General features: G+C 64.8%; 8 protein-coding genes. 3 read left to right on the forward strand and 5 right to left on the reverse strand.

Annotation, left to right across the window (positions count from 1 at the left end; translation table 11 throughout):
* Positions 1–85: 85 nt before the first annotated feature.
* Positions 86–1069, reverse strand: coding sequence for a hypothetical protein (locus AC1AZA_RS05230; RefSeq protein ID WP_476513681.1), 984 nt, complete (start codon positions 1067–1069; stop codon positions 86–88).
* Positions 1070–1404: 335 nt separating this feature from the next.
* Entirely contained in the window at positions 1405–2439 is a 1035-nt protein-coding gene (locus AC1AZA_RS05235; protein WP_476513682.1) for a LacI family DNA-binding transcriptional regulator, read from the reverse strand.
* A gap of 74 nt (positions 2440–2513) precedes the next feature.
* On the opposite strand from AC1AZA_RS05235, the gene AC1AZA_RS05240 reads away from it, so the two are divergent.
* Together AC1AZA_RS05240 and AC1AZA_RS05245 are read left to right on the forward strand one after the other, a co-directional pair.
* Positions 2514–2663 (forward strand): hypothetical protein, encoded by a 150-nt coding sequence (locus tag AC1AZA_RS05240; protein WP_476513683.1) that lies wholly within the window; start codon positions 2514–2516, stop codon positions 2661–2663.
* Complete coding sequence (locus tag AC1AZA_RS05245) at positions 2660–3979, forward strand: ABC transporter substrate-binding protein (RefSeq protein ID WP_476513684.1); 1320 nt, start codon at positions 2660–2662, stop codon at positions 3977–3979. The genes AC1AZA_RS05240 and AC1AZA_RS05245 overlap by 4 nt, the downstream gene beginning before the upstream one ends.
* Before the next feature lie 328 nt (positions 3980–4307).
* Here AC1AZA_RS05245 and AC1AZA_RS05250 read toward each other — a convergent pair whose 3' ends face one another.
* Entirely contained in the window at positions 4308–5792 is a 1485-nt protein-coding gene (locus tag AC1AZA_RS05250; RefSeq protein WP_476513685.1) for a phosphatase PAP2 family protein, read from the reverse strand.
* A 323-nt stretch (positions 5793–6115) separates the two neighbouring features.
* Here AC1AZA_RS05250 and AC1AZA_RS05255 point away from each other — a divergent pair, with 323 nt between their 5' ends.
* A complete protein-coding gene (locus AC1AZA_RS05255; protein ID WP_476513686.1) occupies positions 6116–9637 on the forward strand; it encodes a glycoside hydrolase family 2 TIM barrel-domain containing protein in 3522 nt (1173 codons plus the stop codon).
* Between the two features lie 68 nt (positions 9638–9705).
* On the opposite strand, the gene AC1AZA_RS05260 is transcribed toward AC1AZA_RS05255, so the two are convergent.
* Both AC1AZA_RS05260 and ffh read right to left on the reverse strand, forming a co-directional pair.
* The gene (locus AC1AZA_RS05260) at positions 9706–10758 is read right to left on the reverse strand and encodes an endonuclease/exonuclease/phosphatase family protein (protein WP_476513687.1); all 1053 of its coding nucleotides are present in this window, start codon (positions 10756–10758) and stop codon (positions 9706–9708) included.
* A gap of 183 nt (positions 10759–10941) precedes the next feature.
* Complete coding sequence (gene ffh, locus AC1AZA_RS05265; protein ID WP_476513688.1) at positions 10942–12573, reverse strand: signal recognition particle protein; 1632 nt, start codon at positions 12571–12573, stop codon at positions 10942–10944.
* Positions 12574–12661: the final 88 nt, after the last annotated feature.

Below are 12661 nucleotides of genomic sequence, written 5' to 3' on the forward strand. Positions count from 1 at the left end.
CCTTGTGTGATTCTCATGGCATTTGCCTGTGAGTGTTCGGATGCTGGCGATGCGCTTCGTTGCGCACTGTCTTGCTACGTTGCAATCAGGAAGTCATAAGCCGGGCGACCACCTCCTCCAAATCGCCGGTGATTCTTAGGGTGCCGTCGCTTGCGTGGCGGGCCACGAGTTCGGCAAGCCGTTCGTTCGCGTATTGCACGCGGGCCAGTCGTGGTGCTTGCTCATATGCGAGAGGTTCGTCCCCTGTCTTTGCGGTGACGATCAGCCAGTCGCCGCCGTCTCGCACCGTATCGCCGGGTTGTGATCCAGACAGTAGTGCGATCAGGCGTTGGGATTCGGTGTCATCCTTTGAGGCGGTCCGAGAGTCGAGCGAGAGTGCATCTATCGAGGCTCCGGACAAGACGTTTCGTACGGAGTCCACTGCGGCGGCGAGATCGCTCGTTGCGGTCGCTTGCTGTACGGTCCGCGCGTCCGGTTCGGCTCCGGTAATGCGGATGGCTTCGAATGTGGCGTCGCCGCCATCCAACACCTCCGGGTCAATGCGGTTGAATGCGGCGCGTAGTGCTGTCTCGTCCGGATCGTCTTGCGCAAGTAGTGCATCGCGGATCTCGTCCTTGAGCGTGGCGAGTTGTGCGTTCCATATGGCGTAGGCATCGGTTGCGGTGCCGCTGGATGTGGCCGGTACGGCAAGCAGCGGTGCGGTGTCCACGGCGAGTTCGCGGGCCGTTGCGATGGTTGCGCAGTCCGTCGCAAGCGTCTGCCCTATGGTTTGGGCGAGTGTTGTGACAGGTGACTCCCCGTCGAACGACTTACTCCAGATGTCCGTGCCGTACGAGGCGATTTCATGTTTGCTGGTGAACGATTGCAAGGTTCCGTTGGAGAGACCGTCCGCGTACATCGACACGCTCGACTCGTCCACCGGCCAATCTCCGCAGGTCGCTACGACTTTGTTTGAGGCATTGGCCAAATATGCGGTGGACGAGTTGCTGCCGCACCCGCAGACAGTGGCCAACATGCCTAGGGACAGCATTGCGATGAGTGCTTGCCGGGAAATGCTGGATCGCGCCATGTCTGTGTCTGCCTTGTCTGCTGCGTGGTGCCTGTTTCCGCTGCGGCTTTGCGGCGGAAAGGGTTCGTGTGGGGTGGTCAACGCTTAGGGTTTACAAAAGGTTTACCGGTAAACAATTTGATGCGGCAAATGTAGCACAGCCGCGATGGCGGGTCAATCGGCGTGGCGATGCGGCGGGTGTGCCGCGTGTTGCGCCTCAACATACGGGCTGAATGTCGCGTTTTTGGCGATTCGCAGCGTCAAATGATCGCTGGGGCGATAGGTTCGCGCTTGGAATTCCGGATTTCGCGACGTTCGGCCCGTATTCTTGAGGCGGTGCGGGTGCTGTGCCGCGGTTAGGCGGACTCGCCCGGGCGCAGGCGGCAGGGGATGTTGACCGTGCGGGGCTCGGGGTCTTCGGTGCCCTCGATGCGGTCGACGAGCAGGCGTACGGCCGCATCGGCCACGCTGCGCAGGTCCAGATCCACCGTGGTGAGTGACGGCGTGGTGTATTCGCCCATTTCGATGCCGGACATGCCGGTGACGGCAATGTCCTCCGGCACGCGGATACCCAGATCGCGCAGTCCGCGGATCACGCCGATGGCCGCCGAATCGTTGAGGCACACGATGGCGTCGAAGCGGGACAGCGCCTCGCGTCCCAGATCGTCGATGGCGGCGCGGCAGACGTCCGAATCCCACTGGGGGCCCAGGAAGGAGCGGTCGTCGTAGGGTAGGCCGGCGCGGTCCATGGCGTCCATGCAGCCCTTGAGGCGGCTGGCGCGCACGTAGTTGATGTCGTCGGAGTTGCGCGCGGGGTCCGGGGATGCGCCCATGACCATGATGTTGCGATGCCCGCGCGATGCGAGGTATTCGACGATGAGGTGCCCGGCGCGCTCGCTGTCGGTGGTGACCGTGTCGAGGGCGCGGCGCGGGTAGGTGTAGTCCACGAGCACGGTGGGCCGGTGCAGGGACAGGCTGTCGATGATCTCAGGCGCGAGGTTCGAGTGTGTGAAGATCAGTCCGTCGTAGAAGTGCGCGGTCAGGCGGCGGATGGCGGATTCCTCGTCCTGCTGGCGTACGCGCGTCTCCTCCACGGACACCTCGTACCGGCGGGCCTTGGCGGCTTCGGTGATGTATGAGCTCAGCTCGGAGACCCACAGGGCGCGCAGGCTGGAGACCGCCACGCCGATCGATCCGTGCGAGTCGCCGTCGTGGCGGCGCAGGCTGCCCGCGGCCGCGGATCGGGCGCTGATGCGGTAATGCAGTTCGCGGGCGGCGGTCAGCACCAGCTCCGAAGTTTCCCGGGAATAATGGCCACGGCCTCGCAGCACGTTGGAGACGGTCATCTTCGAGACGCCCGCCCGGCGCGCAATGTCCTGCATCGTAACCATGTGTCCTCCCAACTGTCGCTGCTCTGCATTGTATGGGGCGCGGCGTGTCGCAAGCAATGTCAAGCGTTTGATGCGTGTCGGAAACCGCGATGTTTACCGGTAAACAAAAATATGATATCGTACTTTCACCGACGCGGCGAACGGCAACGAAGACGCACTGCTCGCCCGCCAAGCAGACGATCGAGGAAGATCGCCGCACCTACGAGGAAAAGGAACGAACATGAACAATCGACGCGCACTGTCCCTGGCCGCCGCATCCGCCGCGGTCGCACTGGCGCTGACCGGCTGCGGCGCCGGCGGCCCCTCCGGCGGCACCACCGCGGACGGCAAGGTGGAGCTGACCATGACCGGCTGGAACCTGTCCGCCACCCCCGAGTTCAAGACGCTGACCGACGGCTACATGGCCACCCACCCGAACGTGACGATCACGCTCAAGGAATACTCGTCCGACGACTACGAGAAGCAGCTCACCGTCGATCTTTCCGGCGGCCAGCCCGCGGACATCATCACCATGAAGGGCATGAACAAGTACTACGGCTATGCGAAGTCCGGCGGACTGCTCGACATCGCGGACATCGCCAAGGAACTGAGCCCGGGTCTCGACTCGTCCATCTACGATCTCGACGGCGAGTACTATTCCATCCCCTACCGCACCGACTCGTGGGTGATTTTCTACAACAAGGACATGTTCAAGAAGGCCGGCGTGGCCGAGCCCAAGGCCGGCTGGACGTGGGATGACTACATCAAGACCGGCGAGCAGCTCAAGGCCGGGCTTGCCGCCGCGGGCTACGACGCGAATTCCGTGAAGGCCTCCTACATGCACAACTGGCAGACCGTGGTGCAGGCGTTCGCGCTCGCGCAGGTGGATGGCGCGGACTACTTCTCCGGCGACTATACGTACATGAAGAAGTACTACGAGCGTGCGCTGAAGATGCAGGACGAGGACCTCACGATCAATTACGCTACGTCCACGGCCAGCAAGGTGCAGTACCAGGCGCAGTTCGGCTCGCAGAAGGCGGCGATGCTGCCGATGGGCTCGTGGTACATCTCCACGCTGGTGGACCAGCAAAAGACGGGCGCGGCGGAGAAGTTCGAGTGGGGCATGGTCTCCGTGCCGCAGAACCCGGACAAGTCCGCGCCGGCCGTGCCGGAGACCTTCGGCAGCTCCACCGGTCTGTCCCTGTCCGCCAAGCTCTCCGGCGCCAAGCTGGAGGCCGCCAAGGACTTCGTGAAGTGGGCGTGCGGCGAAGAAGGGGCCATGGCGCTCGCGGCCATCACTTCCACCCCGGCCTATTCCTCTGACAAGGTGGTCGAGAAGTTCTTCTCCAACGCGGGCATTCCGACCGACGAGCAGTCCAAGGCCGCGTGGAGCGAGCACAAGACCACGCCGGACACCCCGATCGGCGCCGGCACGGCCGAGATCCAGTCGCTGCTCAACACCATGCATTCCGCGATCATGACCGGCACCAAGCCCATCGACCAGGGTCTGGCTGACGGCGGCCGCGAAATCCAGAACAGCGGCGCCCTGACCGCCAAGTAAGCCCAGTAAATCCAGCGGCATTGGCCCGACCGGCGGCAGATCGCCAGCGTGCGGTTCGCCGCCGGAGTGTGGACTGCCACTTGGTCGAAAGGACTTCGTCCGAGGCCCGGCGCAGTCCTCCGCAACTCTCTTGTTTCCCCTTGCATCTTCTGCGGTTGGGCCCCGGAGCCGGAAGGTATTCCCTTCTGGCTCCGGGGCCCAACCGTTTTTTGGTTTTTGGACAGAAGGACGTGCCGGATGTCGATATGGAGTCACGGTCCGGTGGCATTTTCAGCGCTCTGGCCTGCTCTCCGCCGCTCGCTGCTTATTTTGCGTAGTGAGAGAGCTGCTAGCGTGCGGATGAGCGCTGGCGGATGACAATGACTGCTATCAGGACAACGATAGCGATCGAGACTGCGACGGCGGCGATCGGTCCCCATGGTACGGATCGCCTGTCGGGGACCGTGGTCTGTTGCTCGGCTTGCCCCGTTTGTTCGATCACGTTGGGTGCATTGGCTGCAACGGCGGAGACCACAGTGCCATCGGGCGCCAGCGTGACGGTTGCGCTCAGGGCCTTGGCGAGATTGATGCGCATCCATCCGTTGGAGGAGGAATCGAGTGGATAGCCCGAGTCGATGGCCGTGAGCTCAATCACGGTATTGCGCTGTTGGGTGTTGAGTTGCGGATATGCGAAGCGCAATAGTTCTGCGGCGCCTTCGGGGGCGGTGAATGTTTGTCCGGAGGCGCTCACCTGTGAGAAGTTGTACGTCATGCGTGCGGTGTAGGCGTCGATGGCCGATGCTCGGTCGGCGACCGGCTTGGTCGACACCGGATCGGTGAAATCGTTTGTGTAACCGTTGTTGTCATCGGCCTGAACGTTTACGATGCACTCGCTCAGCGTGGAACCGTGACCATCCTGCTGGCAGCGAGAAGCCAGATAATCCTGCAGCTGTTGTGCGGCCTGCGTGACCTCTTCGGGGTGTGCGCTCCAGTATGCCGCATTGGAAGCGTGCCCACCGATGCGGCCTGCCACTACGTCAAGGGCGTAATGAACGCCCAGCAGCGGTCGGTTGTTGCCCATTTCGGAGACGCGTGCAAGAATTTCCGGCGCCAGCTGAGGAATCATGGCGGCAAGAGTTACGCCGCGGGAGTATGCCTTATTGGTGTGGCCAGATGGGAAAGAACCCTCGGGGGCGTTCTTCGTGTAGTCGGCGGAGTGCTTTTTCCCGTCCGAACCAATGCCGTCGGGGAACCTGTGGATGTCTAGTGTGGCGGGCAGATTTAAAAGGTTGTTGTTTCCCGAAGTAAGGTGATCGGTATCCGGAAGCCAGACGTTGCGTTCGGTGAAAGGACGGGGGTACTGGTAGATCTCTTTAGCGGGGTTACCGCTCCATCCGTTTTCTTCCATGACCGTCTTGACCAGTTCTAGCTGTCCGGAATTGTATCCCTCTTCGAAGTATTCGCCCAGAATTGGGCCGAACCCGTCTTTGAATGCATGGGCCACATCCTTGTCCGCATCGCGATCGCTCAGAGCGCGACGCACTTGGTTGTTCAATCCGTCAGAATCGAGATTGGCTGCCCCGGCGTGGTTGATTGCGACGGTGGTGGCGTCATTTTCCTGCAGCACTTTAGCGTTAAGTGCCGTGCCGCCGGAACCTGTGCCGTCGTAAGGTTGCTGCGGGGGCTGCCAGTATTCGGAGTATTCTTCGATGAGATCGGCGAATCCATTGGCATCTGTTGCCTGAGCTGCGGGCAAGGCTGCGGCGAGGAAGGTTCCGGCTATGGTGATGGTGGCGCATGCAGAAATGATGCGTGACCGATGGTTGGTGTTCATGTAGGTGCACTCCCATGTGTACTTTATATGTAGATTCCAGATAAACAACGTAGTTTATTCTTGGAATGAGAAATAAGAATAGCGGCGAACCATCGGGAATACGTAGCATTGAAGTATCGTTTCTTGCTTAATGGCTATCTAATGAAGAATTGTTGCGGGAATTTCCCCATTTGCCCGCCCTGCCATCCCTCGCCGTTGCAGGTGACCGGCATGCGGGCCATATCGTGACCGTCCGCCATGCCCCGCCGCGCGATCGACGCCCCGCGGCATACTGGTGCCTAGCCAATGCAAAGCCACCAACCAGCGTAAAGGAGCGTTGATCGATGTTCGTCCCCAAGTACTACGAGAGTCTGGACCATCTGCATGTGGGGTGCCAGCCGAATCGCGCGTACTACATTCCCGCCTCGCATCAGATGGAGACGAGCGTGGGCAGGCGCGTGGAATCCGACCGGTTCCAGCTGCTCAGCGGACCGGACGCGGGGGACTGGGAGTTCCGCTACTACGAGTCGATCCACAAGCTCGACGCGGACGTGGAACGCGCCCACGCCAACCACGATCCGGCCTTCTGGGACAACGGCTTCGTGCCGGACGCGGCCAACGGCTACGGCGTCATCCCGGTGCCGAGCGTGTGGCAGAACCACGGGTTCGACCGCCACCAGTACACCAACATCCGCTACCCGTTCCCGGTGGATCCGCCGTTCGTGCCGGAGGACGACCCGTGCGGCGTGTACCTGACGAGCTTCACGTACGCGGCCGACCCCGACGCTCCGCGCGCGTTCCTCAATTTCGAGGGCGTGGACAGCTGCTTCTACGTGTGGCTCAACGGCACGTTCGTGGGCTACAGCCAGGTCTCCCACTCCACCAGCGAATTCGAGGTGACCAACCTGCTGGAGGACGGCGAGAACACGCTGGCCGTGCTCGTGCTCAAGTGGTGCGACGGCAGCTACATGGAGGATCAGGACAAGTTCCGCATGTCCGGCATCTTCCGGGATGTCTACCTGCTCAAGCGCCCGGAGCGCGCGATCCGCGACTACTTCGTGCGTACGCCCGTCACGCCGCTCGCCCCCGATTGGAGCGACGCCGAAGCCCGCGTGGAGATCGACCTCGACTTCTACAACGGCGTGACCGTGCCCGTGACCGCCGTGCTGCTCGATGCGGACGGCGCCGAAGTGGCCCGCGCCGAAGCCGTGGAGATCGAGGACGCACGAAGCGTCGAGCCGGCCGAATACGCGGAGGATTCCACCGGCGACCACACAGCCACCAAGGCCGAGTTCACGGCCCGCGCCCACGTGACGCTGCGCGTGGACGAGCCGACCCTGTGGAACGCGGAGCGGCCGTACTTGTACACGCTCGTGCTGGAATCCGCGGGGGAGACCGTCACCCAGCCGCTCGGCATCCGCCAGATCGCCGTCGTGAACGGGGTGGTCACGGTCAACGGCCGGCCCATCAAGATTCACGGCGTCAACCGCCACGATTCCGACCCGGTCACCGGCCCGGTGATCAGCGAGGAGCAGATGCTCGCGGACCTCACGCTCATGAAGCAGCACAACGTCAACGGCGTGCGCACCAGCCACTACCCGAACGCGCCGGAATACTACGACCTGTTCGACCGGCTCGGCTTCTACGTGATCGCCGAGGCGGACGACGAATCCCACGGCATGAACATGGACTACGTGCCGGAGGGCGGCGAGAACCGGCTGCGCTGGAACGAACGCATGGCCAACAACCCCGCGTGGACGCCCGCCACCGTGGACCGCACCCGCCGCTGCGTGGAAGCGCACAAGAACCACGCGTCCGTGATCATGTGGTCCATGGGCAACGAAAGCGCGTACGGCTGCGCGTTCGAGGCTGCGCTCGCCTGGACGAAGGCCTTCGACCCGGAACGCCTGACCCACTACGAGTCCGCTCGCTACGTGAGTGACAAGGACGCCCCGCACGACTACTCGAACCTGGACACCCATTCGCGCATGTACCCGTCGGTCGAGCAGATCGAGGAGTACTTCGCCCCCGGCGACGACGGCTCCCCGCGCGGAGACGGCGGCCACGGCGGCAATGGGCACGACGGCCGCTACGAGGACGGCAGCGGCGTCAAGCCCTACGTGCTGTGCGAGTTCTGCCATGCGATGGGCAACGGCCCGGGCGATCTGGAGGACTATTTCGAGCGCATCCAGCGCTTCCCCGGTCTGGTGGGCGGATTCATCTGGGAGTGGTGCGACCATGCGATCGACCGCGGCACCGCGCCCGACGGCCGCCGCGTGTATGCGTACGGCGGCGATTCGGGCGAGTACCCGCACGACGGCAACTTCTGCATGGACGGCTTGGTCTATCCCGACCGCACGCCGCACACCGGACTTGCGGAATTCAAGAACGTGTACCGTCCCGCGCGCGTGGTGGGCGGCCTCGAATTCGCCGGCGAGGGCCGCGAACAGGCCAGCGTGACCCTGCACAACTATCTGGACTTCACGCCCCTGGGCGAGGCGGTCACGCTCATGTGGGAGCTGTACGTGGACGGCGAGCTCGACTCGTACTACCTGTTCGGCGACGAGGACCGTGCCCAGCTCAACATTCCCCCGCACGGGGAGGGCCGCGTCACGCTGCCGGGCCTGAGCATCCCCGAGGAGTGGAACGGGCGCATCACCGTCGTGCTGCGGTACCTGACGCCCGAGGCCACCGCGGACGGGATCATGCCGGAACTCTTCGAGCTCGGCTTCGACGAGATCGCCGTGCCTACCGCGGACCCGACCAACCAGCTCGTCAAGGCCAAGCTGGCCCTGTCCGCCGGCCACCCCGCCGACTGGATGGTGGACTACGTGGACGACGAGGACATCGCCGACGAGCTGCGCCACCGCGAGGCGCCGAGCGTGACCGAAAACGGCACATCCGTCACCGTGGCCGGCGAAAACTTCCGTTACGTGCTCGACGCACGCACAGGCCTGTTCTCCAGCATGACGTTCGACGGGCACACCCTGCTCACCCGGCCCATGGAGCTCAACGTGTGGCGCGCCCCCACGGACAACGACCGCACCATCCGCGAGCAGTGGGAGGCGGCCCAGTACGACCGCGCGTACGCCCGCGCCTACGAGGTGCGAGTCGAGCCCGGCGTTGCCGACGCCGACGGTGAGTCCGGAGCGGTGGACGCTGCGGCGGGCGATGCCGGCGATGGCGAGTCCGTAACGATCATGCGTGACGGCAAGCTGGTGTCCCTCGCCGCCGAGGACGTGCCCGGGGCCGGGGACGTGACGATCCGCGTGCGCATGGGCCTGCTCGCCCCGACCGTGCAGCCGATCGCCGCGATCGACGCCGTGTGGACCGTCCACCCGGACGGCACGGTCGCGCTCGCCATGGACGTGACGCGCGACCCGGTCTTCCCGTTCCTGCCGCGCTTCGGCCTGCGGCTCTTCGTACCCAAGGAGTTCGGCCGGGTGCGCTACTGCGGTCTGGGCCCGACGGAAAGCTACGTGGACAAGCGCCGCGCCAGCTGGCACGGCGTGTTCGAGGCGACCCCGGCCACGCTGTTCGAGCCGTACATCAAGCCGCAGGAGAACGGCAACCACCATGACTGCGACTGGGCGTGCCTCGAGGGCGACGGCGTGACCCTGACCGCCTACACCGGTCGCGAAGACGGCCGCGGCTTCGACTTCCAGGCCCTGCCGTACACCGCCGAGGAGCTGACCGCCAAGGGCCACAACCACGAGCTGGAGGAATGCCCGGACGCAACCGTGGTCTGCCTCGACTACCAGCAGTCCGGAGTGGGCTCCAACAGCTGCGGCCCGGAGCTGATCGAGCGGTACCGCCTCGATGCGCCGGAATTCGCGTTCCGCATCGCCCTCAAGCCCGAGGTCTGAGCGGCGGCGCGGGGAGTGACACGGTGTCTCCGCTCGTTCACGGAACGTGCCGGAGCCACCGGTCCGCGCTAGAACTTCAGCGTGGCCGTGAGCGCCAGATGGTCCGTGCCGGGCACCGCGAAGGCTTCCGCGTCCGCCGGCACGGCACCGGGCGTGAAGAGCACGTGGTCGAGCTCGATGCGCGGCCACGGCAGCCATGAGGGGAACGTGGCGTTCCGGCCGCTCGCCAGCGTGAGCGACACGTCACGGAATCCGGAGGCGAGCAGCGCGCGGAAGCTTGGATGCTCGATCTGCGAGTTCAGGTCGCCGAGCACCACGGCCACGTCGTGATCCTCCGCGATGGCCTCCTGCGCCAGCACGCCGATGCCGATGATGCCGGCCGACCAGTCAGGGCAGCCGCGCATCGGGGACTTCGGGTGCGCGGAGGCGAACGTGACCTCACGCCCGGCGAGCTCCAGCGTCATGGCCGGCACGTCCGCCGCAGGAATGTGCGCCGCGTCGAGCTGGCGGCCCACGGGCTCCTGCCGCGTGAAGAGCACGTTGAAGCCGCCGTTGTCGGTATCCTTCGCCTCGCCCTGCTGCATGTAGGGCATGATCGACCCCAATCCGGCCTTGTTGAGCCGCCCGATCAGCGCATCGTTGCATTCCTGCAAGGCCAGTACGTCAACGTTCCGCTCCTTCACGGCGTTCACGATCGTTACGGCATCCGCGCGCCCGTAACGGCAGTTGAGCGTCATCACGCGGTATTCCGTAGCCTGCTCGCCCTTGGCTTCCACGCTCTGGCGTGCGGTGCGGAACGCGGCATCGAGCGAAGCCGTGGACGGGCCGACCGGCAGCTTGAGCATCGGCGTGGGCTGCGAGAGCCACTGGGGCAGCGTGGCCAGCCGGTATTCGATCGCGCTGCCGCAGGCGATTAGCGCCCACGCCAGGCACAGGAACATGGGTGCCCACTCCTGCACCGTGGCCGCCCAGATCGCCACCGCCAGCAGCGGAATCCACATGAACGGTACGAGCGCGATCATGTACGGCAGCGGCATGTGTGCCTCCGAGCCTGCGGGCAGCCGAATCAGCATCACCCACAGCATGCACACGAACGCCAGAATCCAAACCGCCATCACCATAAACTTTGCGTCTCCTTGCCCTGCCGCGGTCCTCGCCGACGGCCTTTGCCGGTCCTTTGCCGGTCCCTCGCCGGCATACCGTGTCCCAAGCATAGCGAAGGCCCGTGCGAACGCGTTTCGTGACTGCATTCGCACGGGCCCGAATAGCCGTGCCGTTTCCGGCAGGCCGCCGGCCGCTCAGCGTCAGCCGAGCAGTCCGCCCAGACCGGCGCCCAGATTCGGCGGCAGATTGTTCACGTCCAGACCGGCCGGAAGCGCGGGATTCTGCGGCTTCTTGGCGAACGCAGAGCCGGAGCCACTGCCGCCCTTCTTGCCGCCGCCGGCCAGACGCTCGCGCAATGCCCTTTCCTCGGCCTCGCGCTTCATCGGGTTGCCGGACTTGCTACCGCCCTTCTTCTTGCCCTTCTTGACGTTCTTCTTGCCGCCGCCCATGCCGGGGCCGCCGAAGCCGGGGATGCCGCCGCCGGCCCTGTTGGTCATGCGACGCATCATCTTCGCGGCCTGCTCGAAGCGCTGAAGCAGCGCGTTCACCTGCGAGACGGTGGTGCCGGAACCGTAGGCGATGCGCGCGCGGCGGGAACCGTCGATGATCTTCGGGTCGCGGCGTTCGGCCGGCGTCATCGAGCGGATGATCGCCTCCGTGCGGTCCACTTCCTTCTCATCGAACTGTTCGAGTTCCTTGCGGTGGGCCGCCATGCCGGGAATCATGCCCAGCAGGTTCTTCATGGGCCCAAGCTTGCGCACTTGCTGCAGCTGCTCGAGGAAGTCGTCCAGACCGAAGCTGCCCTCGGACATCTTCGCGGCGGCCTTGCGGGCCTCCTCCTCGTCGAACTGCTTCTGCGCCTGCTCGATCAGGGTGAGGATGTCGCCCATGTCGAGGATGCGGGAGGCCATGCGGTCCGGGTGGAACACCTCGAAGTCCTTGAGCCCCTCGCCGGTGGAGGCGAACAGGATCGGCTTGCCGGTCACGCTCGCCACGGACAGGGCAGCGCCACCTCGCGCGTCGCCGTCGAGCTTGGAGAGCACCACGCCGGTGAAGTCCACGCCCTCGTCGAACGCCTTGGCGGTTTTCACGGCATCTTGACCGATCATCGCGTCGATCACGAACAGGATCTCGTTGGGCTGCACGGCGTCGCGGATGTCGCGCGCCTGCTTCATGAGCACCTCGTCCACGCCCAGACGGCCGGCGGTATCGATGATCACCACGTCGTACAGCTTCTGCCGGGCCAGCGCCACGCCGTCGCGCGCCACCTTGACCGGGTCGCCGGTGGTCTCGCCGGGAGCGGACACCTGATCGCCGCCGTCGGACTGCACGCCCTTCTCCGGCGCGAAGACCGGCACGCCGGCGCGTTCGCCCACCACCTGCAGCTGGGTGACGGCGTTCGGGCGCTGGAGATCGGCGGCCACGAGGATGGGCGTGTGCCCGGATTCCTTGAGCCAGTAACCGAGCTTGCCCGCCAGCGTGGTCTTGCCGGCGCCCTGAAGACCGGCGAGCATGATGATCGTCGGCGGGTTCTTGGCGAAGTTGAGCGGGCGGTCCACGCCGCGGCCCAGCACGTCGGTGAGCTCCTCGTTGACGATCTTCACCACCTGCTGGGCGGGGTTGAGCGCTTCGGAGACCTCGGTGCCGAGTGCACGTTCGCGGATGCGCGCAGTGAAGGAACGCACCACGTCGAGCGCCACGTCGGCGTCGAGCAGCGCGCGGCGGATTTCGCGGATCGTGCCGTCGATGTCCGCCTCGGACAGTTTGCCCTTGGAACGCAGGTTCTTGAATGCGTTCGAAAGCCTATCGGTCAAAGAACTAAAAGCAGCCATAATGGGTTCCAGTCTAGCCGTGCCGCGGGAAAAGCGGGGCGGCGCTCGCTTGCGTCCGGATTCGCGCGGTCCGAGCCCTCCCCGATAC

It is taken from the genome of Bifidobacterium sp. LH_389, from assembly GCF_056357235.1.

What these genes read in the sequence shown, in the direction of transcription:
- AC1AZA_RS05245 (WP_476513684.1), top strand. Translation starts at nt 2,660, where the DNA reads ATGAACAATCGACGCGCACTGTCCCTGGCCGCCGCATCCGCCGCGGTC.
- ffh (WP_476513688.1), bottom strand. Translation starts at nt 12,573, where the DNA reads ATGGCTGCTTTTAGTTCTTTGACCGATAGGCTTTCGAACGCATTCAAG.
- AC1AZA_RS05235 (WP_476513682.1), bottom strand. Translation starts at nt 2,439, where the DNA reads ATGGTTACGATGCAGGACATTGCGCGCCGGGCGGGCGTCTCGAAGATG.
- AC1AZA_RS05250 (WP_476513685.1), bottom strand. Translation starts at nt 5,792, where the DNA reads ATGAACACCAACCATCGGTCACGCATCATTTCTGCATGCGCCACCATC.
- AC1AZA_RS05230 (WP_476513681.1), bottom strand. Translation starts at nt 1,069, where the DNA reads ATGGCGCGATCCAGCATTTCCCGGCAAGCACTCATCGCAATGCTGTCC.
- AC1AZA_RS05260 (WP_476513687.1), bottom strand. Translation starts at nt 10,758, where the DNA reads ATGGTGATGGCGGTTTGGATTCTGGCGTTCGTGTGCATGCTGTGGGTG.
- AC1AZA_RS05255 (WP_476513686.1), top strand. Translation starts at nt 6,116, where the DNA reads ATGTTCGTCCCCAAGTACTACGAGAGTCTGGACCATCTGCATGTGGGG.